Source organism: Flavitalea antarctica (genome assembly GCF_054461535.1).
Genome location: NZ_JBTLQG010000011.1, coordinates 149,277 through 173,332 on the forward strand (window position 1 = coordinate 149,277; position 24,056 = coordinate 173,332).

Consider the following 24,056-nt stretch of genomic DNA (forward strand, 5'->3'; position numbering starts at 1 on the left):
TGATTCAGTTACATGGGCATTTTTTTAACGAAGCAGGAGAAAAAGAAGATTCTATCAGGTGGTGACCGCCATACGACTGTTTTTCTCAAAGCGCTCGAACGAAGGGTAATGAAAAGAGTCAGGTCCGGCACTTTGGTTCAGGACGAAGATACCAGTGATTGGTACTATCCTGCATCAGAGTACTTGTCCGACGCCGCTATGCTTTATGCTTTACGACCTTCGAAAAAATTAGCTTCATGGATCAAAAAAGTCGCGCTTGAAATAGCGCTGAAACAAGAGTATGACTGGGTTGGACCAGCATTTCGCGATCATAGTGAACCACTTACAGGTCATCTCGAAACGGCGCACCTATGCTGGGGCATCAGCGCAGTACTTGATCTCGCAGAAGAAATATTTTCAACTGAAGAAGTCACAGTAATAAAGTCGGCACTAAAAGACAAAGGGATTCTTTTGTGCAGGCGATGGCTGCAAAAGAATAGTCACCTTGCTAACTGGAGAGGTATACTTGCCTCTGGTGCGTTAGTAGCGGGATCGGTACTGGAAGATCACAGTGTTGTCGATGAGATGCTTAACGAAGTCACCATTTTATCAGAGGCATTTCAACCCGATGGCTCTTATGGAGAGTCTTTACAATATGGCAATTATCTTGGCAACGCCTTAATGATGGCTTATGAAGCTTTGATTCGAAAATATCCTGCCAGGGCGGCGAAGCTGAACATAGCGGCATACGCAAAAGGTATGACCTGGATGGCGCAGAGTATGATGTATCGCAAGCCAATGGGAGGTTACTGGGGCAAGGAGCCAAGAGCAAGAGCTGTAAATTTCAATGATAGTGCGGCAATATTCCGCCCGTCTGGTGATTTTTTGTTACATGTAGCGGCGAGGTATAAGGACGATAAAATCGCTGCCGGGTTAGCAAGCTGGATGTTTCATGAATATTATTCGTCTTGTCCAAACCAGGGACCACATGATCTCGCTAGTTTTGGGATGAGAAATGACTGGGGATTTTTGACGCTTCCTTTGTTGCTGAGATCAGTGAAACCCATTTCACCTGTTAAGGCCCAATTATCACTTACCACCACTTTTTCCAACGGTAACACATTTGTTCGTGATAGCTGGACGGGCCAGTCAATACTGGCGATCCAGGCTGGTAACAATAATGGCTGTTTTGCACCGGGACACCTGCAGGGCGATCTGAATAGCTTCATGTTAGCATACAAAAACGAACGGCTGCTGATTGATGCAGGTCATAGTTGTTATAGAAATATCATTCACGGCCTCGAGAGTGCCACCCAGACGCACAATACCTGCACTTTTTTATTGCAGCAGGATAAACTTGGCTTACAGGAGGATCTTGCTAAAATCAAATTATTGGAACAGCGGAATGTTTTATCCCGACGGATTATTTCAAACGGACAAGTGGGTAAGCCAGTTGACAGAGGCGGAAGGCTGCTTTGTGTGAAGCGGCTTAGTGGAGTTTCATTAGTGGTTTCCGAGGTTGCCGATGCTTATGGTGAGCCAATAACTTTATTTAAGAGGCATTGGTTGCAGTTGGACCGGCATGTTACTGTCGTAATAGATCATGTAAGCGCCAGCCAACCAGTTAAAACGGTTTGGAACTGGATGGTTAATAACAGGGATTTTAAGACACAGCACCGCATTGATGGTAATCATATAATTGCCGTTCGAAATAAAACCGCACTGAGATTAATATCAACCGGGAATATCAGTGTAAGCGGTCCCGTATATGCCCACGTTCACGACGCGTATCACGTTAAGCCCAATCAGCCGGGTGAGGGCGCATCAGGAAGCGGATTGCTGTTTCGGACTACAGCCATTAACAGTGGAACCGAAATTTTCAGTACCCATGTTATCATTGCGGACGATGCCAAAGATATTCAGCAATGGAAATTTGATAAGACATCAAATGGATTTATGATGGAAAAAGATAAATATACATATTCAGTACAATGGCTTCACCATGAACATTTAAACCTGGAGTTGCAGATCGGAAATCAGTTAACGGAGTTGAAACAATCAGGCGAGGACTATTCCCTGGAATCCAAATCTAAAGTATAAATCATGAACCCCCTATCATTTATTGGAATTGATCACCCTGCAGTAGCTGCAAACGATGTTCATGGGCTGGCTGACTGGTATTGTGATGTTTTAGGATACACAAAGTTCTTTTTTCATGAAAAGCCCGTTTGGATGTTGATGGCACCAGACAAGACGCTGCTGGAAATTATGCCAAAGGACGCAACCATACGCCCGGAAAGAACAACATGGACACCGGGCTGGAGTCATATTGCACTTCGCGTCGCGGATATAGAGACTGCAATCACTTATCTCGATACCAGGCAAGTGAATTGGGGAGGTGCTTTAACCAATGCATACGGTGGCGGAAGAGTGCGAAATCTATTCGATCCTGAAGGCAATATGTTGCAGATTCTTGAACGAAAATTTGAGGCATGACTTGTCATAAAGATTTTATTGCTAAGCACCATTTTATAATCGGCCCGATAATATTTTTCAATAAATAAATTATACAATGACAGCTGCACATTATGAAGGAAATCAAAAATTTAGTATTGGTCCGGGAGTTTCAGAACCTCTGCAGGATGGGCAGGTGAAGGTAAAAGTAGCTTTCTGTGGCGTGTGCGGTACTGACGTTCATATCTACCACGGTAAAATGGACGCTCGTGTGAAGATCCCGCAAATTATTGGTCATGAAGTTAGTGGAGAAGTAGTAGAGATCGCGAATAACGTTACATCAGTTAAAGTAGGGGACAGGGTTGCTGTACGACCTCTGCAACCAGGAAAGGAAGATCCTTCGGACAATGGGTTTAAACATATTGGAAAAAATCTAAAGTTTATCGGAATCGATAGTGCAGGGGGTATGCAAACTTACTGGAATGTTCCTGCCTATACGCTCCACCAATTACCCGCTCATCTTTCATTTCAGCTAGGTGCAATGATTGAGCCCTTGGCTGTTGCTTGCCATGATATCCGATTAAGTGAATTAAAGGCCGGTGAAAATGTAGTGGTTTTAGGCGGAGGGCCAATCGGTGTTTTAATTGCGTTGGTAGCAAAACATAAAAAGGCGAATGTATTATTATCTGAGCCCAACGAAAAAAGAATTGCACTTTGTAGGTCCCTTGGCTTGAATGTCGTTAATCCTGTGCAGGAAGATATAGTAAAAGTGACAGAGACTTTTACAGATGGAGCTATGGCTGATATTGTTTTTGAAGTGTCAGGAGTTAAAGCTGCGGTTGAAGTGATGACGCAATTACCGCGCGTTCGTGGCAGGATCGTTATGGTAGCCATTCATAGCGAATCAAAACCTGTTGACTTGTTCAGGTTTTTCTGGAAAGAAATTAAAATGCTCGGTGCAAGGGTGTATGAACCTGAAGATTTTGACACTGCCATTGAACTGGCTGCTTCGGGCGAATTACCATTGGATAAATTAATTACCCAGGTTTTTCCACTTGAGCAAATCCAGGAAGTGTTTGAAACGATAGACAATAATCCATCCGGAATGAAATATCTTTTAGACTGTAGGTGATCCCCGTTGCACCAAATAAAAATTCTTTAGTAAACCAAATATTATTTGATATCATTATTGCTCTGGCGATATCATTAAAAATTGATTTGATATGATGACACTATTTGACCTCAGCGGAAAGACTGCGTTGGTTACAGGTTGTAAAAGAGGGATTGGAAAGTCAATGGCTATTGCATTGGCAGAAGCTGGTGCGGATATCGTTGGTGTTTCAGCCACACTTGAACCCGAGAATAGTGAGGTAGAACTGGCGGTCCGTGCGACCGGGCAAAAATTTTATAGCTACCAGGCTGATTTCAAAAACAGGATTGCTTTATATCAGTTCATTTCAGCTGTTAAGAAACAAACACCGGTAATTGATATCCTGGTAAACAATGCTGGCAACATTCGCCGCAAACCCGCTGCCGAACATCCTGATGAGTTCTGGGATGAAATAATGGAAATAAATCTGAGTGCACCTTTCATTCTCGCCCGGGAATTCGGAAAAGACATGATTGAAAGGGGTAAAGGTAAAATTATCTTTACTGCATCTTTATTAACCTTCCAGGGCGGCATAACCGTGCCTGGTTATGCCAGCAGTAAAGCAGGTATTGGCTCACTTACAAAAGCATTGGCCAATGAATGGGCTTCTAAAGGCGTAAATGTAAATGCTATTGCTCCGGGGTATATTGCAACTGACAATACCAGTGCTTTGAGGGCTGATGAAACCCGTAACGCTTCCATTCTAAGCAGGATTCCAGCCGGTCGCTGGGGAAAGGCTGATGATTTGAAAGGCGTAACCATCTTTCTTGCCGGCGCTGCGTCAGACTATATTGATGGAACCATTATTACGGTCGACGGTGGCTGGATGGGCAGGTAGGATATGCATTTTTGAAATTATCAATGCAAACTTCATTCTAAAAGTATCCGCAGATGTTTTGTTATACTCTATATCGATTATTCCCGGCTGAAATAAAACGGGTTCTTCTATATCTTCCGCGATACCTCCCTTTATTTATCTTCCTGGGATGTACAGGCCAGGTTACAATGGCTCAAGCGGTTAAGAGGCTTTACCTTGGTAACGATGATCATACTGATTACATGTGGACCGCGAATGAAGCTGAATACGATAGCGCATTTGTTCATATGCTGGATTACTACATTGATCAGATTGATAAAACGAAATCTAATCCACCGGATTTCCAGGCGAGGTTCAATTGCGACGGCAGTTATTGGTTAAGAGCATATGAAAAATACAGGAGCCCGGCACAATATAACCGCCTGATAAATTATATCAGGTCAGGCCATATCAGCAGTCCATTGAATTTCCTGGTGAGTACTTTTGGTGCTCAACCTACTGAAGCAGTTATTCGCGGGATGTATCATGCCGGACAAATGGAACGCGATCATCAACTTCGGTTTAGGATGGCGGTTTGTATGGAGAATCAAACCCTTCCACTCGGACTCAGTTCTCTTTGGGCTGGTTCAGGTGCGAAATATAGCTGGCGGGGTGTTTGTGGTTGTGCCAGCAGGTTGTCTGATGAGAGTCTTTCAAACAGGCGCCACCAGTTGTACAGGTTTACGGGCCTTGATGGCCGGTCCGTAACTATGAAATGGTATGCACGTACTATTTTTAATGGAAGAACACTGGGTGGATATGCCGAGGCGCGTCGCGAAAAAAAACCAACTGATCCTGCTGGCGATATGCAGCAGTTGATTGAGGACATGGATAAAATGTGTGATACGGTCAGTCTTACGTCCCGGTATCCTTATAATGTTGCAGCGGCCTTCGGGTATGGCTGGGACGATCTGGATACATATGTTTCTGACCCGTTTATTGCAGCCGCCAGGCGAGGCACCAATGCCACCAGAAAGGTTCGGGTTGCCATTGAAGAAGATTTCTTTAAAGATATTGAACGTTCATATACCCGGCTACCCGTTGAATCAGTGAGTTATGGTAACGAGTGGGATACTTATTGTGTGTCTATGAATGAAACTACGGCGCGTGTTAGGCGTTCGCTTGAAAAGCTACGTTCAGCTGAGGCGTTGTATACACTGGTAGCTTTACGAAATAAAAATTTTGCCCGGGAGTTAACGGGGATGCGCAGGTTAGCCTGGGAATCTTATGGATTATATTGGGAGCATGATTGGACCGCAGACGGCCCTGTGTCCCGCAGGCAGAGAGCAGACTGGCAAAATAAAATATGCCGGCAAATCACTGATTATACTGACACTTTATATTCGTTATCAAAAAATGAATTCAGTAAACTTATTCCATCCGGGCAGAATAATCGCATTTACGTTTTCAATGCATTAAGCTGGAACAGGAGTGATGTAGCTGACTGGGAATATTCCGGAGACCAGCCGGTAACTGTAATAGATATAAGTACAAAAAAAGAAGCGGCCAGTCAGTTGGTTTATAAGGGAGGAAAAAAATATATCAGGATATGGGCTGAGAATATACCTTCTTTAGGTTATAAAACATTTGAAGTGCGAATGGGCAAGCCAGGGGAACTTCCTGTGGCTGCATCTGTAGATGGAGAGGTGATCAGTAACAAATTCTATCGTGTAAGATTACGCAAAGCTGGTGTTATCAGTGACTGGTTCGATTTGGCACAAAACAGGCAGTTGGTAAAAGCGGTTGATTCCCGTTATGTAAATGATCTCGGTTCAACCAATCCCGATGACGGCGAGGATGTAGTTGTGGAAAATGCGGGACCAGTCTCAGTGACGCTAAAAGCAATCTCCAACAATCCAATTCCTCATATTGTCAGGCTGACTCTTTTCGCTAATAGTTCCCGTATTGATATCGAGGATAGTATAGTTGCCAATTTCACGAATCTCCAGAAATGGAGTTTTTCATTCAACCTCGATCAGCCCACAACAAGGCATGAGGAATTAGGTGCCATAATTACAGCCAGGAAAGAAACCGAAGGTGGTCATTATGCAAGTCAGAATGCCCGCTACGATTGGCAGACGTTCAATCATTTCGCAGATATGAGTTCCGGCAACTATGGCATTACCTTATCTAATACTGACTGTAGTTTTTTTAAGTTAGGTAATAGTACTCCCGACTCACTGTGGTCTGCTTCTGCCCAACTGCATGCGCTTGCCGGGGGCCAAACAGATCCATACACTACCACTTCGGGTGCAAGAAAAGATACCGTAATGATGGGAATATATCACCAGGATGGGCAAACGAAATTCAGGTACCAATTTGGCCTGACCTCACATGCTAAAACCTTTGACGAAGTGAGTGCTATGAAGTTTTCACTGGAGCATCAGAACCCGTTAATCGCTTCTAAAGCCGAAGGAAATTCAAGTGGTTACCCAACTGGTTCTTTTTCATTTCTTAATAGTAATGATTCTTCGGTCATTTTATGGAGCCTGAAGCCTGCTGAGGAGGGAATAGAAAACGGCCTTATTTCCCGATGGTGGAATGTTAAAGGAAAGACCAGCCATCCCAAAATCAAATTTAGTTTGCCGGTTTTGAAAGCCTGGCAAACCAGCCATATAGAAACGAACGAAAACTCCATGCCTGTCATCCAGGGAGGCTTGTCGCCAGTTTTTAAGGAAAATGAAATGAATACTTACCGAATTCAATTAAAGGACTGACTGTAATCGTTAAAGCATTTCTCTCGGGTAGTTGAGACTTTAGAAAACAGACGGATAGTAAATTTTAAAATTATGAAGAAAAACCACTTTTACCGAAATCATCTTTTATTAGTGATGGCTTTTTTCTGCTGCGGTAGAAACGCCATGGCACAAAAGATAGACACCGGTCGATACCGGGTAAAAACAGAGCTTGCTATCCCGTTCAAATACCTCGGTACAGTGGTGCCGAGGAGTACTGCCGAAATATCTTCTTCAAACTGGTTAATTGGTTGTGAAACCATGGATCGTGATTTCACCGATTACGATTCGTTTAAAGAGTATATTGCCCCGCTTGGAATTAAGTTATTAAGAATGCAGGCCGGCTGGGATAAAACGGAGAAAGTGAAGGGCGTTTACGATTGGGCCTGGCTGGATCATATCATTAACGATGCAGTACAAAGAGGCTTTAAGCCGTGGCTACAAACTTCATATGGAAATCACAATTATCCTGGCGGGGGAGGATCAAATCTCGGTGCAGGCGTTCCTCATTCTGACGAAGCGTTGAAAGCCTGGGATAAATGGGTTACCGCGATGGTTATGCGTTACAAGGGTAAGGTAAAAGACTGGGAGGTTTGGAACGAGCCAAACTTTGCCGACAATGAAGAAAATACGGCTGATAAGGCGGCATTGCTGAATATCCGGACTGCCGAAATTATAAAACGCATTCAACCTGAAGCCCGTATTTCCGGACTTGCGCTGGGTCATATTTCTCTTCCTTATGCCGATCTGTTTTTTAAAACTATTGCAGATAAAGGAAAAATGAACTTGTTTGATAATATGACATATCATGATTATGTCTACAATCCCGATTCACATTATCCCGAAGTGGAATCCCTGAGAAGAATCCTTGACAAATATGCTCCCCATATAAAATTAAGGCAGGGTGAGAATGGCGCGCCGTCAGAAGGCGGGGCCGGCCGGGGTGCGCTGGGTGATTATAACTGGACTGAATTATCGCAGGCCAAATGGGATACCAGGAGGATGCTGGGTGACCTGGGGCATGATATCGAGACAAGCGTTTTTGGTTTGATTGAGATGGCATATACCAGTGGCCCGATTCACCGGTTGAATTATAAAGGCATTATTAAATCTGATAGTACAAAAAAAGCAATCCGACCCAAAATTGCCTACTATGCCATACAAAACGTTACCTCAATTTTCGACCATTCGCTGGAACGCATCAAGGGACTGCATGCTACCTACAATAAAAATATTTTGAAAACAACCGGTGAACCGATGTATTCAAAAAGCACGGATCGGAGTCTTGCAGTTTATGGATATAGAAATGCAACTTCCGGTAAACAAGTGTACAGCATATGGCAAAATGAAACCATTCCCCTGAATGAAAATATTCTTAAGAAGATCAACATCAGTTTCTCCAATGCAGATTTTGATCAACCGGTATTTGTAGATATCATAACAGGCGGTGTTTTTGAAATACCCGCATCCCAATGGAGTAAAGACGGCAAGGTGTTTACTTTCACAGACATACCGGTGTACGATGCACCTATACTTCTAATCGATAAAAGCCTGGTGAAGTTCAGGTAGATACCCAGATTCGCCAGGGAACAACTGGTGATTTAAGAAATGTTAGAATAGTATCATTTCTTGATTGATACTGTTCGTTAAAATCCTCAATCGTCAATTATCTTACACCTTGTTTATTTTTTTCATTTATCAAGCAATAGCAATCGAAACCTGTGAAGTCTCTACTTCACGGTTTTTTTATTTTGGACTGTTACCATAGGTTAGTTTGTTATTTGGGTGGTTTAATTATTTATAAAATTTAATGGCATTTATACCTTCTGTTTCACTTGATTCCGGGAATGCAGCGCTTCAGCCGTATAACCATAGATTTATATACCCGGTTTGTATGGTTGTTGCTCTCGGGGGTGTTTTATTTGGATTTGATCTCGTGATCATATCCGGTGCTGTTCCTTTTTTTACCGCTCATTTTAAGCTTGATGAGGTAGATACAGGCTGGGCAGTAGGTTGCATTAATATTGGCGCGGCGACAGGAGCCTTAATGGCGGGGAAATTGAGCGACTTAATTGGTAGAAAAGCCTTATTGCTGTTGTGCGGTATTCTTTTCGCCGTTACCGGCGTTGCAACAGGATGGGCTGGTAATTTTAACTGGTTTATCATTGCGCGTTTGGCAAGCGGTGTGGCAGTAGGTGCAGCGGCACTAGTTTGCCCCGTATACATTGCTGAGTTGGCTCCTTCTTCATTAAGAGGAAGGCTGGTTACATTGTATCAACTGGCGATCGTAACCGGCTTGTTGCTGGCTTATCTTTCCAATTACCTTTTGTTGGACTCAGGTGTAGATAACTGGCGTTGGATGTTTTCATCCCAAACCGTTCCTGCACTCTTGTTTTTCGTGGGCTTATTTTTTGTTCCCGAAAGTCCGAGGTGGTTAGCAAGTAAAAACAAAGGCGGGAGAGCTAAACAGATTTTAAGCAGGATAGGGGGCGACGAATATGCAACCCAGGAGTTTAATGAGATACGCAAAAGTTTTATCAACGAATCAAAAGAAAAGCTAAGTGATCTATTGAAAAAGGATTTTCGGTGGATTCTGCTGATGGGAATAGCGGTTGCCGTTTTTTCTCAGGCCGATGGCCAGAATTCTCTTTTTTCTTATGCCCCGGTGATTTTCAAGCAGGCAGGTATGGCAGAGGATTCTGCTTTTCTTCAATCCATCATTATCGGTTTGATCAATTTCCTCGCAACTTTTGTGGCAATAGCTTTGATTGACAAATCCGGCAGGAGAAAGCTATTATTATACGGCTCTATATTGCTATTTGTTGATGCGTTAGCATTAGCGATATGTTTTTTCATAGGAGCGCCATCAATTTTTATCCTCCTTTTTGTGTTGGGCTTTATAGCAATCTATTCTGCAACGTTGGGGCCCGTTACCTGGGTTTTCTTATCAGAGATCTTTCCCAACAGAATCCGGGGCAATGCAATGGCACTGGCAACGTTAAGTTTGTGGATTGCTAATTTTTTCACGACAGCTTCTTTCCCAATTTTGAAAGAGCGTTTCGGATTGGGTGTCACGTTTACTATTCATGCAGCTATCTGCCTGATTTACTTTTTATTTATCAGGAGAAACATCCCTGAAACAAAAGGAAAATCATTGGAGGAAATTGAAAAACAGTTAACGAGTTAGTTTTAGAGGTTGCTTCTCAGCTACGAGTTGGCCTCATGTGGTAGCTTCCTTTTCCCAACCAGTTTCTTTCAATGCCGGATCATTTTCTTTTTTCAGAAAATCCGCATCAGCCAATGAATCGGCTTCCCATTCAAGAATTGCCACATCGGGTACAATATTCACCGGGGTTTTCCATGACGTGGAAGGTTCGTTGTATGCAAGATTATCCTGTGATGAATAACAGGAAATGATGGACCACCTGGGATGATCGGATAAGTTAGCTTCTGATCTGTGTAAAAGATTGCTATGGAAAAACAGGGCATCTCCGGGCTCCAGTTCACAGTACACAAGCTCCATGGTTTTTAACGCGTTCTCTACCATTACCAGGTCGGCTCCTACCTGTTCGCCGGAAAATCCATGATTTATGCGTCCCAGTTTGTGTGAACCTTTGATAACCTGGAGGCATCCGTTTTCCTTGTTGGCAGTTGTTAATGCCACCATCACACTTATAAGCTTGTCGGGAAACATGAACTGATTTTTATACCAGTACCCGTAATCCTGGTGCCATTCCCAGGCTCCACCTACACGTGGTTCCTTTTGCATAAGCTTTGAATGGAAATGGCAAACCGGCGCAATGCTATCAAGTAATTGAGAAACCGGGTTAACCATTTTTTCACTTCGGGTTAGATATCCAAATACATCATTTCCAGGAGTGAACCAGAGCGACAACTTACTCTTTTTCCCGCTTTTATCATTAACGTTAACAGCATGTTTGCTCATGGCACTATCGCCAATAGCAACCTGGTATAATTTATCAGTTTCAGCTTTATTGCAAAAACCTTTTACAATGATATAGCCGTCGCGTTGGAAGTCATTCAATTGTTGAACAGATAAAGATTGTGAGGGCATAGTCGTTGAGTATTTAAAGATCAAAACTATAAGTATACATCGAATCAAACTACATGATATCCCTAAATATTTGATACTATTCTAACAATATATTGAGGAATTTCCGATAATTTTAGATGATAAAATAGCAGAATGAAACCTGTACTGGAACATCTACCGCGTGAAGCAGAAGAGTCTTTTGTAGTGAAAGGGTTTGACTATAAATATTTTCCGACACCATGGCATTATCATCCCGAATATGAGCTGGTATTGGTTTTAGAAAGTTCAGGTAAACGTTTCATAGGAGATCATATCAGCGATTTTTCGGCTGGAAATCTTGCTTTCCTCGGTCCAAACCTGCCGCATTTGTATCGCAATGATTCAGAATACTATGCATCGCGGTCCAAATTGCGCGCAAGATCAATAGTGATCCACTTCCTGGAAACATCCCTTGGCAATGATTTCCTCTCGCTTCCGGAAGCAAAATCATTGAGATCACTTTTCTCCAAATCTGCCAGGGGGTTGGAAGTTTCCGGAAAAACCCATAAAATAGTTTCAGAAAAAATGCAGGAACTGATCTCCGTCACGGGTATGAGGAGATGGTTAACCCTTGCAGAGATATTATTGATCTTAGCCGAATCCCGGGATTGCAAATACATTTCTCATGAAACAATAATTGGTCACAATAGCAAAGAGTCGGAAAGACTAAATAAGGTATTTGAGTTTGTGTTGAAAAGATTTGATACAGAAATCAATATTTCCGAGGTAGCGCGTCTCGTCAATATGGCGGAAAACTCTTTCTCCCGGTATTTCAGTCAGCGCACCCGTAAAACATTTTCTGGCTTTGTAAATGAAATCAGGTTAAGCCACGCTTCAAAATTATTAATCGAAACCCAGAAGTCGATCAGTGAAATTTGTTTTGAATGTGGCTTCAATAATTTATCAAATTTTAACAGGCAGTTTTTACAAATGTATGGGTTAAGCCCACTCAGTTATCGCAAACAGTATTATGTGAGGTTTGACCATGAGGCTTGATAAGAGATTAATCCTGTTTCTCAGTTATCGTTATCTCAACGGGGTGTACCATATCATTATTTAATTGCTGTATAAAGTTTTGCTCCGGGTAATTGTCATGCACATAATAACGATATGCTGACACAAAACTTTCTGAAGGACTGATGGTGAAAGGCCCCGAGGCAGTTGGTGCAAAACACCAATAAGGCATTACAGGATGCACCCGCACGGGCTGGGGGTAATTATAATTAGCCGGAAACCCAAACACCGTTACTCCTCCGGGGACGCCGTCAACCGAACCTGAAGCAGACAAGTATGTGGCTCTTGTCCCATCGGCATTTTTAATATCTGTTTGATGATCTGTATTGATTCGCCAGTTCCCGCGGAAATGGACTGAGTCATCTTTATTCCATTGTTTGCTTCCCCTGAAAGACATACCGCCATAATGGTATTTATTGAGGTATAAAGTGTCTTTCGAACTATTGACCTGCGTTGAAATGATGTCAAACAGAAAATATTGTTGAAAGGGATAAATGGCAATAGTCCAGTGTTCATCCAGCACTTGTTCGTTTGAATTCGTGTAATGTCTTAATCTGATTTGTATCGTCGTAATTACCGGACCCCTGCTGATGCTTTCAACGTTAACATGTGCTACATTTCCTGTTTTCAGATGTTGGTTCCAAAAATCGCGGGGCTTGTTCTTAAAAATGGTGCTCACCCAGGCCATCATGATACCATGTTGATGAGCATGCCCCTTCGGAAAATCATCAGTTAACACTTTCCCGGCCGGTGTATATAAAGGGTGTATGAATCCACTCCTTGAGTAGATCTCTGGAAACTCCACCGGAGGGCGTACCAATGCAGTATTATAGAATAACAAATTCCTGCCCTTTACCATTATCTTTAAACCTTTCTCATTTTTTATCACCTGCACAGGAAGGTCAGGGCGACGCCTGGATGTCAGCCGTATCAATTTATAGGTTGCGGCCTGGTGGGGCTGCAGGCTATCGGGAAGAATAAATATTATTTTGTTTCCAGGGATCGGTTGGGCCGGCCCGGTGGAACCATTTTCTGTGTTCACAAGTTGATAAGAATCTGCTGATGTTATCGGCTTTGATAAACTCGCAACTACGACGGTTTGGACCCTTTTGTAATCGCCGGCGGATACTTTAATTATTGTTTGCTGAGCAGTGGCAATGTGTCCAACCGCCATGAATAAAACTGTTGTTATGTTTTTCATCAATGCTAAAATATTCTTTTTTACAAAATTATGGTTCACATTAACAGATGAAAATCTGCAGACAGCAATAGCGGGGCGCAATGTTATCAGGATTGATATTAAAGTATTAGAATTTGTTATTAAAGTGAATGTTGTTGCTGCTTTTAATTCCTAATTATACACAGCAGACAGGAAAGATTGTACACCAGACAGGAATGTTTTATCCGTTGGTGTTTACGCTGTTTGAAATTGTACTGGCACGTCACTATTAACCCGGCAATGATGCGATCCACTCCTTTAACAATAATTAAGTGTTTTCTATCCTTCCTTATTCTTACATCTCAGCTGTGTGTCTGCCAGGCGCAACAATCCGGCGGCACCCAGTTATTAGGTGAAGGATTATTGTCATTAAAATATTTCGGAGGTGGCGATCACTCAAACATTATAAGTACTGTGAAGGTTTCGCAGCAGTCATTTGCGGAAGCCTACGAGATAAATACTTTTAACAAAGTTGCCGATAAAGGCAATATTGGTTTATCGGCTCAATTATCACGGGCTTTAAATAAGGGAGACATACTATGGATCTCTTTTAAGGCACGATGCCTGCAAAGTACCAGGGAAACAGGTGAAGCATTCGTTGAGCTTAGGTTTGACCAATTGGTAAACGGAGCTTATAAGTGGCCTTCGCATTTGGAAAGAGGCGTGTCTATCGGATCTGAATGGACAGAGACCAGTATTCCTTTTTTGATAGAAAAAGATGTACAGCCGGGGGATGCCAGACTGGTGATTCAATTTGATACCTATGCGCAGCGTTTTCAGCTGGGCCCCGTTACTTTTTTGCGATGTTCTCCCGGTGTGAACTTAGCTGACCTCCCGAGAACCAGGATCCGTTATGACGGTGACGCGCCGGATGCACCCTGGCGTAAAACAGCTGCCGCCAACATTGACAAATACCGAAAAGGAAATCTTATCATCAAAGTATTAGATGCAAAAGGAAAGCCTGTCCCGAATGCGAGGGTATCTGTCCGCATGAAGCGTCATGCATATTCGTGGGGCACGGCCACCAGCTCATCCAGGTTGCTGGATACCACGGACCCAGGTTCGGAGAAGTATCGGGACACACTGCTGAAATATTTTAACCAGGTGGTCTTTGAAAATGAAATGAAATGGCCACGTTGGGCCGAAAACAGGGATAAACACCAACAAACGTTAAAAGCACTGCAATGGACCAAAGACCACAATTTGCCCGTAAGAGGGCATGTAATGCTGTGGCCTTCCTGGGAACATTTACCAAAATTCCTCGCAGGGTTGAAAGATGATACCGCTGCTTTAAGAGCAACTATCTTCGGGTTGATCAAAAATCAGACAACCACCATGAAAGGGCATTTTGCAGAGTGGGATGTCACCAATGAACTTTATGCACATCATGATCTGCTGGATATACTGGGGCGTGATGAAATGCTGAGATGGTTTGATACCGCCCATGCCTATGCGCCGGACGTCAGACTTTTCTACAATGAATATACCATGTTTCACCGGACCGGACCAGGCTCACCCGCTGACCATTTCTACAATACAGTACGTTATCTCAAATCAAAGAATGCCCCGCTCTACGGCATCGGCGAACAGGGCCATATCGGTGGAACACCTCCTGGAATTCCGCTGGTGATTGAACGCCTGGAAAAGTTTGCAGATTTGGGGTACCCAATTCAGATCAGTGAATTTGATATTAACAGTAACGACGAGGAGTTTAAGGCCAGTTATCAGCGGGATTTCATGACTGCTGTTTATAGTAACCCTGCAACTATAGGCTTTATCCAGTGGGGGTTCTGGGAAGGCCAGCATTGGTTTCCTGTGGCAGCATTATGGAACAAAGACTGGACAATACGCACTAATGGTAAGGCGTACACTGATTTGGTTTTCAAAGAATGGTGGACCAATTCAGACGGGCAAACTGATATAGAAGGTGCCTACAACCTGCGTGGCTTTTGTGGTGAATATGAAGTTACAGTTACTGCTGGTGCCAGCAGGGTTACCTATGCAGCAAGTATCAGCACAAAAAATGCTAACCTGACTGTTCACATCAAAGATTAGGATATGGGCTTACTGGTTATCATTCTGTGTAGTTAAACAAATCAGGGTAACACATTGCATTTATGCAATCAAGGGGGTAGTTTTTCACTTAAAATTTTCATTTGCCGGAGCATCACGTGGTGAAGTGGGGATTTCAGGTCAAGCATTGTTTCTACTATTGAATAATGATTAGGTCCCTGCATGACCAACATTTCTACCGGGATTCTTTCTTTCCAGGATTTGTATAATTCCCTGCTTTGATCCAGGAACTCATCTGTTTCATTGCTACCCACAACTATTACCAATGGACACTGGCTTCGCGGCAAAAGTTGAACAGGGCTATTTCGGATAGCCGTTTCCGTATCCATATTCAGCACCAGGTTAATATCAGAAAGCCGGATTGGGATTAAATTATACAAACCACTGAGCGCAACTACTCCTTTGATCACATCTGATGGAAGATTAAAATCGCTCCAGTCAGTCGCAAGCAACATAGCTGCAAGGTGTCCTCCGGCGCTGTGTCCGGCAATATAAAGTTCACCTGGGTCTCCGTTATATGCTGATATGTTTTTGAATAGCCATTGAACAGCTTCCCGGCATGAAGCTGATATCTGATCAATCGATACCGACGGGGCCAGCGGATAGTTTATCAGCACTGTTGTAACACCATAAGGCCCGAGTGCTTTGGCGATAAATTGAAAACTGCCTTTGTCTAACTTATGCCAGTAGCCACCATGAATAAAGACCAATGTTTTTGAAAAAGGCTGCGACGACGGGTAAATATCAAGCTGCTCACGGGGCAATTTACCATAAGCAATGTTTTTCATTGCCGGACCTTCTTTTTCTGTTTGGTTGCTCAGTGATTCCCATTTAGCTAAGTAAGTTGCAAATTCAGGAACATGCAACCGGTTATTGTACTGCCGGTCAAGAGCCACCTGGTCATATTTTTTGTATATCAGCATGGATAAAAATGTCTAACAGCAGGCACTATCATAACTTTTTCATATCCTGTTTCCGCCAACCGGTGAGTGGCATAAAGAACTTCAAAGCTTTCAACAGCATCGCCGCATCGCCGGTGATGATGAATATTTTGTTATTCCGCTTCATATAGTTGAAGTTAATGCATCCCGGAGTTGCTTAAGTAGGCCTTTTAGTAACCTTCCAGTTCTTAACTGTACCCTTTGTATTTCCAGCGGTTTCGGCGATTAGGTTTTCTATTTGAAAATTACTGCTTATGTCATCAGTTGCATAAAACATCACTGCTTTTTCGGGCTGCTGAAAGGCTGCGTTTTGAAAAGAAGCACCGCTTAATGTGCCTGGTGTTTTAACCGGCTTTGCCTTCTTATGTAACCGATCAGAGAGTGTCTGGCCCAAGACCGATAGCTGCAACTTTTGATTTTTGTGTCAAAACTATTTCTATTTGATTACATAATTAATTTGTAATACAAATGTCATTCATTGAAGGTGGGTGCTCCAATGACCTTGTATAAGAAATGGTCCTGATGTAGGCTAAGATTTTAAAGATTTTGTCCCTTTAGCGATGGAGAGGCAGATGGTCGACAGGTTTATCAATGATGATTTGTGCAAGAAGTCCATCACCAGCCATTGCATTTTCAAGTGGCCTTGCTGGTAAGTCACCCAGGTAACTATTGTTTAGCTTTTGAGTACAATCTATATTCGTTTAGTATTGAATATAAACCTATTTCTTTGAAATAACATTTGTTGGATAAACATATCATGGTTATATTTCATGAACTATAAAAACATTGTTATTACTTTTCATTGTTTGTACTCCATGAAATCTTCGTTTTTAATCTGAGTGAAAACAACTACCCTTCTCTCTATTTCTATCATTCATAAACGAACAAACACATGAGAAATTTACTTATTGCTGCCAGCGCCGCTTCGCTATTGTTGTTGAGTTGCACTAAAAAGAATTCAATTACGGATGACACCTCTCCAAACCAACTATCTTCCACTGCGTTATCGTCAAACCGAGTCTTGATGGATGGTCAAATAAACTATATCGTTTTATCTAAGCAACAAGCTTTATCCAGCAACCTACTGGAAAAAATAGCGGCCATTGGTAGTATAACCTCAAAGCTTGATGGCTTGGGTATCGTTGTGGCGTCTTCTTCCAATCCTGGCTTTGAACAGGAGCTGGAAAAGCTAGCAGAAGTTCAAAATGTTGTGCGGGACATACAACTGGATTGGTTGAAATCAACCCTCAAGGGCGATAAAATTGTTGATTTTGATGAAACACAAATGGTTAACGAATCACTGGAGTCCAGCGCTAGTTTAGGCTTATCAGGTACGAACCCTTTTGTTCCTTTGCAATGGAGTCTTTCTTCGGTAAATTCAAAAGGTGCCTTTCAGGCAGGGTATAAAGGTAAAGGAGCGGTCGTAGCCGTACTGGATGGTGGCTTCCATTTAACCCATCCCGATATTGTAAATAATGTGATTGGCTCTAAAACATTTGTTCCGGGACAGGCCGCACAAATGGCTAATCCCGGTGCTTTTAGCCATGGTACACACGTGGCGGGTATCGTTGCTGCTTCTGACAATAATATCGGAATTGCGGGGATTGCGCCTGAAGCAAAACTCATGCTTGTTAAAGTATTAGGCGATAATGGTAGTGGTGCTTTCAGCTGGATCATTGAAGGTGTTTATTATGCAGCGAACCAGGGTGCTGATATTATTAATATGAGCCTCGGTGGGTTGCTTCCCAGAAATGGGCAATTTGTTGACAATAACGGTACACCCAATGACCCAACCGATGATGTAAAGGTGAGTGAAACAAAAGAAGTTCAAGACCTGATCACTTCCATGAACAGAGCCTTTCAATACGCCCGTAAGAAGGGGAGTTTGGCAATAGTTGCTGCTGGTAATGATGGCATCTATGTTACAGGGCAGGGGCAGGGAACATTTTACCCGGCGAATTGCGTGGATGTAGTCACGATTGCGGCTAATGCACCGAATGATTGGGCACTGAATGAAAACACGTCTTTATTTGTGCCTTCCAGCTATACAAACTACGGTTCCAGCCTGATTTCATTTGCTGGTCCGGGAGGTGATTTTGATGCAAGTACTACACCTGCAACAGTAATAGGCATTACACGTCCATCTTATGTTTTTGATATGGTACTAAGTGCTGGTTCGTCTACAGGTTATAGCTGGGCGGCCGGAACCAGTATGGCCTGTCCAGCGGCATCTGGTGTTGCAGCCCTTTTGGTAGGTAAGTACAATGGCGATATTTCAACTTCCCAATTGGAATCTAAGCTGAAAAGTTCTGCTGTTGATTTAGGTGCGCCAGGCAAAGATCCTTATTTTGGGAATGGACAGGTCAATGCTGCTAATGTCGTAAAACAATAATCTCTTTACTCAAGTCATCAACAAATAATGAATAGCCTCTGCTTGTGTAGAGGCTATTTTTGTGCGCGATGCGATATGGGTCTATCTTAATTCAAGAATAATTTGGTTATTGCTTCGTACATCAAGATTGTTTCGTATTTATTAATCTTTGCGATGATTATTATAGTATCGGCGAAATTATACAGCTCCAAATGAAAATTCTTCGCGACAATTGCAAGGCTTTACAAAAGCTATCAACAGCTGGAAGATTTTGCACAGCAGAACCATGTGAAAGGCTGACCTGCCGCCACTACAATAATTCTTTGAGGATTCACTACACGAGCTGCTAATTTTTTGGGGTCGCCATTGTATGGGTCTTCTACGGTAGTGTTGTCTCATTAAACATTTTCTACGACCTACAGTTATATCAAACTCAGTCGCATTAATGATGTTACAAGCTTGATACCGCTCTGGGTACAGGCAATGTAACTGAAGAACATCGATTATACTCTGCTTCAATAGGCTGTTTAAATGTTAAATGAAGTATACAAGTATAAGGATTGAAGAGCGGTGTATGGCATACGTTTTGTGCGAATGTCACTCTACGAGTTCAATCTTTTCACTTCTAAAACATTCTACATGAAAGCACTTGTTTATCATGGCCCACGAGACGTAAGAGTGGATAATGTGCCAGATCCCAAAATAGAACAACCTACCGACGTACTAGTACAAATAACCACCACCAATATTTGTGGTTCTGATCTTCATATGTATGAGGGCAGAACCAATATGGAGGCGGGTAGAGTCCTGGGTCACGAAAATCTTGGGAGAGTTGTGGAGGTAGGTAAGGCGGTGTCCCAAATTAAAGTAGGTGATATGGTGTGCATGCCTTTTAATATCAGCTGCGGTCATTGCAAAAACTGCGAAAGGGGGTTATCGGCCTTCTGCCTTAAGTTGAACCCAGGCTTTGCAGGTGCAGCATATGGATTTGCTGGCATGGGACCTTATAACGGAGGACAAGCGGAATTTTTGAGGGTGCCATATGGCGATTTCAATTGCCTTAAACTGCCGGAAGATGCCGCAGAAAAAGAAAATGATTATGTATTGCTGTCCGATATCTTCCCGACAGGCTATCATGCTACGGAGTTGGCGGGTTTAAAGCCGGGAGAATCGGTGGTTATCTTTGGTGCCGGTCCGGTGGGATTAATGGCCGCGATCTCAGCCGGCATTAAAGGGGCAAGTAAAATCATGGTGGTTGACATGCATCCGGACAGATTGAAACTGGCTGAAGAATTAGGAGCAATTCCTATAGATTTTTCAAAAGGTTCTGCCGTTGAGCAAGTTATGGATCTGACCGATGGCCAGGGTGCCGACAGAGGTTGCGAATGCGTGGGTTACCAATGCTGCAATCAACGAAATACAGAGCAGCCCAACCAAACCATGAACGACCTGGTTCAGGCTGTAAAGTTCACCGGTTCTATCGGTGTGGTTGGCGTTTTTATAAACCAGGACCCCAACTCCAAGGATCCTCTACAGAAAAAGGGACATATGGATTTTGACTTTGGTAATTTCTGGATGAAGGGGCAGCGTATCGCGACAGGGCAGTGTAATGTTAAATCTTATAACCGCGAGCTTTGCGCGCTGATCTCTGCAGGCAAAGCCAGTCCGTCCTCCATCATTTCACACGAATTGCCTTTAGATGATGCTCCTGACGGCTACGAGCATTTTGATGCCCGTGATAAGGGCTGGACTAAAGTGATTTTAAAACCAGGCAGATCGAAAAGTGATTTGAAGCAATCCGCAGGTAAAAAAGCAAAGACTGCAGCTGCATCAGCGTAAAGTTTTTTTAAAACAAACTCATCTTGTACAAAAGGTGAGTTTGTGCTTATTCCCTCAGGGTAACCAATGCGACCCAAATCATCTATTGCTACAGCAGTGCTTATTTAATCAAATTATTAAAAACAATACGGGCCGGCTGGCTCTTGAATTTATTCGGCAATTTAGGTAGGCTCATTTTATGGTTGGTTCTAAGTAACAGACAACTTCATCCGGTAAATAGTATAAGGTCCTGTCCTTTTATTTTCCCCTTCGTTGTAATCAGGTTGTTTGTTGATATGTGAGCAACTGATGTAGAAGTAACCATCATCCGAAATCGAATAACTGTCCGGCCATACCAGTCGTTCGTCTGCCACTATACCTTCTTTCTTATGTGCAGGAGTTAGTTGAACCATTTTATAGTTCTGGTAATCTCCCAGGTATAGGTTGCCCCCTTTGTCAAAGATCATCCCATCCGTAACTCCAAACTTTCCCAAATCTTCTACCGCAGCCGCCACGCCTTCTTCCGGCAATTCTTCATTACGCAAGGCTTCCGTTGTAATGCGGTACAGTTTATCGTCGGTTAGCGGTTTGTCGTAGAGCCATTCGCCATCCGGGGTTAAGGCAATGCCATCGGATTGAATATGTACCGGTTTGCCTTTCTTTTTAAATTCTTTCCCATCTACGATGAGTTTGATGGAAGGGTCATGTTTCACCGAAAAATGATTATTCAGCAACTCCCGGATTGTACCCGTTTCAAGATTAACGACCACGATTCCCCCTTCATTGGAGTTCGTCAAATAAGCTATCTTTCTACGGGTGTCTACCCGCACATCGTTGATATAACTTTTGTTGCTTAGAACGCCATCAAACCAATACACTTTTTGGATGCTGTTGGTACCCAGATTAAATTTCACCACCTTAAAGCAGTTGTCATATACTTGTTCCATATTAGGGCAGGCGGGGTCCACTACCCACAGGTAATTCTCATCATCCACATACACTGCCTGCACACAAACCCATTTGTTCTTTCCGTCGTCACCTCCTTCCAATTATTCCATTGTTCATCAGGATAAGGTTTCACTTTATTATCAGGCAAGATTTCGACAACATCGTATTTATGTGGCCCGGGCCATAAAGGATAACAGGTAAACACACGGCCATCTTTTGCTACAGCCACACCAGTTAGCTGGTAAGTGTCGTCTGAAAACACTTGTTCCAATTGATTTTTGTTTGTACTCATAATTAGAAGTATTAATTCAGAGTTAGAAATAAGTCGTTTCTCTCCCGAATTTAAATTCTATACAAAATCGAGATAAAGATGTATTAAATGAAGAGAAAGTGATAAAGCTTTAGTAGTGTTGTGTTGCGTATTTACATATGAATAGCACAACATAGAGCTCCGAAAGCCTGAAGTTTAACGGGGCCGTTTATACCCAGATATACCCAATACGGGAAACAAGCCCTTCAAATTTTGAAGAAAAAAATTTTCGGTGTTCAACGCTTGAATATTATTGTTCGCTTAGGTCTCGAAGGAGAAATCTTTTTTTAATGGGGATGGATTTTCACCCGTTAGTTTTTTAAAGAGTTTATTAAAATAAGAGAGGCTTTCAAAGCCTGCTTCATAACAAACTTCGGAACTGCTTTCTCCTGTAACAGTAATCTTTTCGCCTGCGTGATACGGTATTGTCAAACGAAACAAAATGGCAGATAGATGTACATTTACCTGAATATTTTAGATCCTCAACGATTGCTGCGGTAAGCATTTTAAATCTAGTAACTTTGAAAGCCTTCGTTGCATTTTTAACATTCAGGGAAACACCAACAGCAATAACTTATTAAAACGAAAATAAAAATGGATTTAAAACTCAATGATAAAACCGTTTTCATCAGTGGCTCAACGGCAGGGATCGGATTCGCCACTGCACAAAGATTCTTAGCAGAAGGAGCTGAAGTAACCATCAATGGGAGAACAAAACAATCTGTCGAAAATGCCGTAGCCGAATTAAAGACATTGATACCGAACGCAAAAGTTTCCGGTATTCCTGCGGACTTTTCAAAAGTTGAAGACGTTAATCGCTTACTTATGGAATTGCCAGAGGTCGATATATTAATCAATAATGCAGGCATTTTTGAACCCAAACCGTTTACGGATATTCCCGATGAAGATTGGTTCCGGTTCTTCGAAGTAAATGTCATGAGTGGTATTCGTCTTTCAAGACACTACTTCCCGAAAATGCTTCAAAAGAACTGGGGTAGAATTATTTTTATTTCAAGTGAGTCTGCTGTTTTCATTCCAGATGAAATGATTCATTATGGAATGACGAAAACTGCGCAATTAGCAGTTGGCAGAGGGCTTGCGGAACTGACAAAAGGCTCGAATGTAACCGTGAACTCCATCTTACCAGGACCAACAAAATCCAAAGGCGTCGGTAGTTTTCTTGAAGACCTCTCAAAGGCAAATAACATGTCTGCCGAAGAAGTTGAAAATAATTTCTTTAATAATATGCGTCCAACTTCTCTCCTGCAACGATTTGCTACTGTTGAAGAAGTTGCCGACACCATAGTATATTATTCAAGTCCGTTGGCATCAGCAACAAATGGTGCTTCCATTCGCGTGGAAGGCGGATTGTTGCGATCTATTGTATAACGAATCGAACAACGACTTACCGTAAGGCTGGCTGACACACTTTGAACAGTCTTGTTTAAAGGCTTACAAGTTAAATAACTTACGGCGCTTTCTTGTTTAAGGATGACTTTGGGCAGTTATTCAATAAATTCTTGCAATTTCTTAAGTCTGCAAACGTTTGCCTGTTTGTAAAAGGAATGACTGAGTGTAATCTGCCGGGTTGAATTTTATAATTCTTTCAATAGCGTCAACTGTGGAGCGCATGCATGCCCTCCAGCGTTCTTCTTAAATACAAGGCCGTCTTACTAGCCTTTACCCGCGCTACTTCAGCCGGCGTGCCCTCGGCTATGATGTGGCCACCTTCTTCGCCTGCCCCGGGACCAATATCCACCACCCAATCGCTTTGTGCAATTACATGCATGTCATGCTCGACTACAATGACAGTATTTCCGCCATCAACGAGCTTGTTTAATTGCGCTACCGACTTTTCTACATCGGCCGGATGCAATCCGGTAGTAGGTTCATCAAGAATATAAAGCGTATTTCCTTTGCCTGAACGTTGGAGCTCTGTTGCCAGTTTAATGCGTTGCGTTTCGCCACCGGAGAGTTCAGTCGCAGGCTGCCCCATTCGCAAATAACCAAGTCCTACGTGTAATCGGCAATTAGTAATCCACAGTTTTTAGCAAATAAGAATACAGAGTTTTTGGCAACAAGCATGCAGAACTTT

The 24,056-nt window shown here is 42.7% G+C and carries 20 protein-coding genes; 13 read left to right on the forward strand and 7 right to left on the reverse strand.

All coding sequences use genetic code 11. The features are described from left to right. Positions 1-12: 12 nt before the first annotated feature. From ACX0G7_RS12860 to ACX0G7_RS12890, 7 genes are all read left to right on the forward strand, one after another. A complete protein-coding gene (locus ACX0G7_RS12860; RefSeq protein ID WP_458923888.1) occupies positions 13-2,079 on the forward strand; it encodes a heparinase II/III domain-containing protein in 2,067 nt (688 codons plus the stop codon). A 3-nt stretch (positions 2,080-2,082) separates the two neighbouring features. After that, positions 2,083-2,475: a VOC family protein gene (locus ACX0G7_RS12865; RefSeq protein WP_458923889.1), complete on the forward strand. Its 393-nt coding sequence runs from the start codon at positions 2,083-2,085 to the stop codon at positions 2,473-2,475. A gap of 76 nt (positions 2,476-2,551) precedes the next feature. Then, positions 2,552-3,565 carry a zinc-dependent alcohol dehydrogenase gene (locus ACX0G7_RS12870; protein WP_458923890.1) on the forward strand — a complete coding sequence of 338 codons (1,014 nt, stop codon included), beginning with the start codon at positions 2,552-2,554 and terminating at the stop codon, positions 3,563-3,565. 91 nt (positions 3,566-3,656) lie between these two features. Beyond that, entirely contained in the window at positions 3,657-4,421 is a 765-nt protein-coding gene (locus tag ACX0G7_RS12875) for an SDR family NAD(P)-dependent oxidoreductase (RefSeq protein ID WP_458923891.1), read from the forward strand. 53 nt (positions 4,422-4,474) lie between these two features. Then, entirely contained in the window at positions 4,475-7,156 is a 2,682-nt protein-coding gene (locus tag ACX0G7_RS12880) for a glycosyl hydrolase-related protein (RefSeq protein ID WP_458923892.1), read from the forward strand. A gap of 72 nt (positions 7,157-7,228) precedes the next feature. Beyond that, the gene (locus ACX0G7_RS12885) at positions 7,229-8,743 is read left to right on the forward strand and encodes a GH39 family glycosyl hydrolase (protein WP_458923893.1); all 1,515 of its coding nucleotides are present in this window, start codon (positions 7,229-7,231) and stop codon (positions 8,741-8,743) included. 241 nt (positions 8,744-8,984) lie between these two features. Further along, positions 8,985-10,361, forward strand: coding sequence for a sugar porter family MFS transporter (locus ACX0G7_RS12890; protein WP_458923894.1), 1,377 nt, complete (start codon positions 8,985-8,987; stop codon positions 10,359-10,361). 33 nt (positions 10,362-10,394) lie between these two features. Here ACX0G7_RS12890 and ACX0G7_RS12895 read toward each other — a convergent pair whose 3' ends face one another. Next, on the reverse strand, positions 10,395-11,249 hold the full coding sequence (locus tag ACX0G7_RS12895; protein ID WP_458923895.1) for a phytanoyl-CoA dioxygenase family protein: 855 nt from the start codon (positions 11,247-11,249) through the stop codon (positions 10,395-10,397). Between the two features lie 132 nt (positions 11,250-11,381). On the opposite strand from ACX0G7_RS12895, the gene ACX0G7_RS12900 reads away from it, so the two are divergent. Further along, a complete protein-coding gene (locus tag ACX0G7_RS12900; RefSeq protein WP_458923896.1) occupies positions 11,382-12,263 on the forward strand; it encodes an AraC family transcriptional regulator in 882 nt (293 codons plus the stop codon). A 7-nt stretch (positions 12,264-12,270) separates the two neighbouring features. Here the strand turns inward: ACX0G7_RS12900 and ACX0G7_RS12905 are convergent, their stop codons facing one another. After that, the gene (locus ACX0G7_RS12905; RefSeq protein WP_458923897.1) at positions 12,271-13,455 is read right to left on the reverse strand and encodes a DUF6807 domain-containing protein; all 1,185 of its coding nucleotides are present in this window, start codon (positions 13,453-13,455) and stop codon (positions 12,271-12,273) included. Positions 13,456-13,471: 16 nt separating this feature from the next. On the opposite strand from ACX0G7_RS12905, the gene ACX0G7_RS12910 reads away from it, so the two are divergent. Then, positions 13,472-13,636, forward strand: a complete 165-nt coding sequence (locus ACX0G7_RS12910; protein ID WP_458923898.1) for a hypothetical protein — start codon at positions 13,472-13,474, stop codon at positions 13,634-13,636. Positions 13,637-13,914: 278 nt separating this feature from the next. Further along, positions 13,915-15,555, forward strand: a complete 1,641-nt coding sequence (locus tag ACX0G7_RS12915) for an endo-1,4-beta-xylanase (protein WP_458923899.1) — start codon at positions 13,915-13,917, stop codon at positions 15,553-15,555. 68 nt (positions 15,556-15,623) lie between these two features. On the opposite strand, the gene ACX0G7_RS12920 is transcribed toward ACX0G7_RS12915, so the two are convergent. Further along, positions 15,624-16,496: an alpha/beta hydrolase gene (locus tag ACX0G7_RS12920; RefSeq protein ID WP_458923900.1), complete on the reverse strand. Its 873-nt coding sequence runs from the start codon at positions 16,494-16,496 to the stop codon at positions 15,624-15,626. Between the two features lie 910 nt (positions 16,497-17,406). Between ACX0G7_RS12920 and ACX0G7_RS12925 the strand changes: the two genes are divergently transcribed. Continuing rightward, complete coding sequence (locus tag ACX0G7_RS12925) at positions 17,407-18,906, forward strand: S8 family peptidase (RefSeq protein ID WP_458923901.1); 1,500 nt, start codon at positions 17,407-17,409, stop codon at positions 18,904-18,906. A gap of 618 nt (positions 18,907-19,524) precedes the next feature. Continuing rightward, positions 19,525-20,724 carry a glutathione-independent formaldehyde dehydrogenase gene (locus tag ACX0G7_RS12930; RefSeq protein ID WP_458923902.1) on the forward strand — a complete coding sequence of 400 codons (1,200 nt, stop codon included), beginning with the start codon at positions 19,525-19,527 and terminating at the stop codon, positions 20,722-20,724. A 188-nt stretch (positions 20,725-20,912) separates the two neighbouring features. On the opposite strand, the gene ACX0G7_RS12935 is transcribed toward ACX0G7_RS12930, so the two are convergent. The 3 genes from ACX0G7_RS12935 to ACX0G7_RS12945 all read right to left on the reverse strand — a co-directional run bounded on the left by ACX0G7_RS12935 (position 20,913) and on the right by ACX0G7_RS12945 (position 22,402). After that, complete coding sequence (locus ACX0G7_RS12935) at positions 20,913-21,713, reverse strand: L-dopachrome tautomerase-related protein (RefSeq protein ID WP_458923903.1); 801 nt, start codon at positions 21,711-21,713, stop codon at positions 20,913-20,915. Next, positions 21,671-21,943, reverse strand: coding sequence for a hypothetical protein (locus ACX0G7_RS12940; protein WP_458923904.1), 273 nt, complete (start codon positions 21,941-21,943; stop codon positions 21,671-21,673). Before ACX0G7_RS12940 ends, ACX0G7_RS12935 begins: the two co-directional genes overlap by 43 nt. Positions 21,944-22,222: 279 nt before the next feature. Beyond that, positions 22,223-22,402, reverse strand: a complete 180-nt coding sequence (locus ACX0G7_RS12945; RefSeq protein WP_458923905.1) for a helix-turn-helix domain-containing protein — start codon at positions 22,400-22,402, stop codon at positions 22,223-22,225. 153 nt (positions 22,403-22,555) lie between these two features. On the opposite strand from ACX0G7_RS12945, the gene ACX0G7_RS12950 reads away from it, so the two are divergent. Next, positions 22,556-23,350, forward strand: a complete 795-nt coding sequence (locus ACX0G7_RS12950) for an SDR family NAD(P)-dependent oxidoreductase (RefSeq protein WP_458923906.1) — start codon at positions 22,556-22,558, stop codon at positions 23,348-23,350. A gap of 226 nt (positions 23,351-23,576) precedes the next feature. On the opposite strand, the gene ACX0G7_RS12955 is transcribed toward ACX0G7_RS12950, so the two are convergent. Beyond that, positions 23,577-23,957: a hypothetical protein gene (locus tag ACX0G7_RS12955; RefSeq protein ID WP_458923907.1), complete on the reverse strand. Its 381-nt coding sequence runs from the start codon at positions 23,955-23,957 to the stop codon at positions 23,577-23,579. Positions 23,958-24,056: the final 99 nt, after the last annotated feature.

Excerpts from the sequence above, each read along its gene's own strand:
- ACX0G7_RS12905 (WP_458923897.1), bottom strand. The coding sequence starts at position 13,455 with ATGGCGGTTGGACACATTGCCACTGCTCAGCAAACAATAATTAAAGTA.
- ACX0G7_RS12955 (WP_458923907.1), bottom strand. The coding sequence starts at position 23,957 with ATGGGGCAGCCTGCGACTGAACTCTCCGGTGGCGAAACGCAACGCATT.
- ACX0G7_RS12860 (WP_458923888.1), top strand. The coding sequence starts at position 13 with ATGGGCATTTTTTTAACGAAGCAGGAGAAAAAGAAGATTCTATCAGGT.
- ACX0G7_RS12950 (WP_458923906.1), top strand. The coding sequence starts at position 22,556 with ATGGATTTAAAACTCAATGATAAAACCGTTTTCATCAGTGGCTCAACG.
- ACX0G7_RS12875 (WP_458923891.1), top strand. The coding sequence starts at position 3,657 with ATGATGACACTATTTGACCTCAGCGGAAAGACTGCGTTGGTTACAGGT.
- ACX0G7_RS12930 (WP_458923902.1), top strand. The coding sequence starts at position 19,525 with ATGAAAGCACTTGTTTATCATGGCCCACGAGACGTAAGAGTGGATAAT.
- ACX0G7_RS12925 (WP_458923901.1), top strand. The coding sequence starts at position 17,407 with ATGAGAAATTTACTTATTGCTGCCAGCGCCGCTTCGCTATTGTTGTTG.
- ACX0G7_RS12910 (WP_458923898.1), top strand. The coding sequence starts at position 13,472 with ATGTTTTTCATCAATGCTAAAATATTCTTTTTTACAAAATTATGGTTC.
- ACX0G7_RS12870 (WP_458923890.1), top strand. The coding sequence starts at position 2,552 with ATGACAGCTGCACATTATGAAGGAAATCAAAAATTTAGTATTGGTCCG.
- ACX0G7_RS12885 (WP_458923893.1), top strand. The coding sequence starts at position 7,229 with ATGAAGAAAAACCACTTTTACCGAAATCATCTTTTATTAGTGATGGCT.
- ACX0G7_RS12895 (WP_458923895.1), bottom strand. The coding sequence starts at position 11,249 with ATGCCCTCACAATCTTTATCTGTTCAACAATTGAATGACTTCCAACGC.
- ACX0G7_RS12865 (WP_458923889.1), top strand. The coding sequence starts at position 2,083 with ATGAACCCCCTATCATTTATTGGAATTGATCACCCTGCAGTAGCTGCA.
- ACX0G7_RS12900 (WP_458923896.1), top strand. The coding sequence starts at position 11,382 with ATGAAACCTGTACTGGAACATCTACCGCGTGAAGCAGAAGAGTCTTTT.
- ACX0G7_RS12890 (WP_458923894.1), top strand. The coding sequence starts at position 8,985 with ATGGCATTTATACCTTCTGTTTCACTTGATTCCGGGAATGCAGCGCTT.
- ACX0G7_RS12940 (WP_458923904.1), bottom strand. The coding sequence starts at position 21,943 with ATGAGTACAAACAAAAATCAATTGGAACAAGTGTTTTCAGACGACACT.
- ACX0G7_RS12920 (WP_458923900.1), bottom strand. The coding sequence starts at position 16,496 with ATGCTGATATACAAAAAATATGACCAGGTGGCTCTTGACCGGCAGTAC.
- ACX0G7_RS12880 (WP_458923892.1), top strand. The coding sequence starts at position 4,475 with ATGTTTTGTTATACTCTATATCGATTATTCCCGGCTGAAATAAAACGG.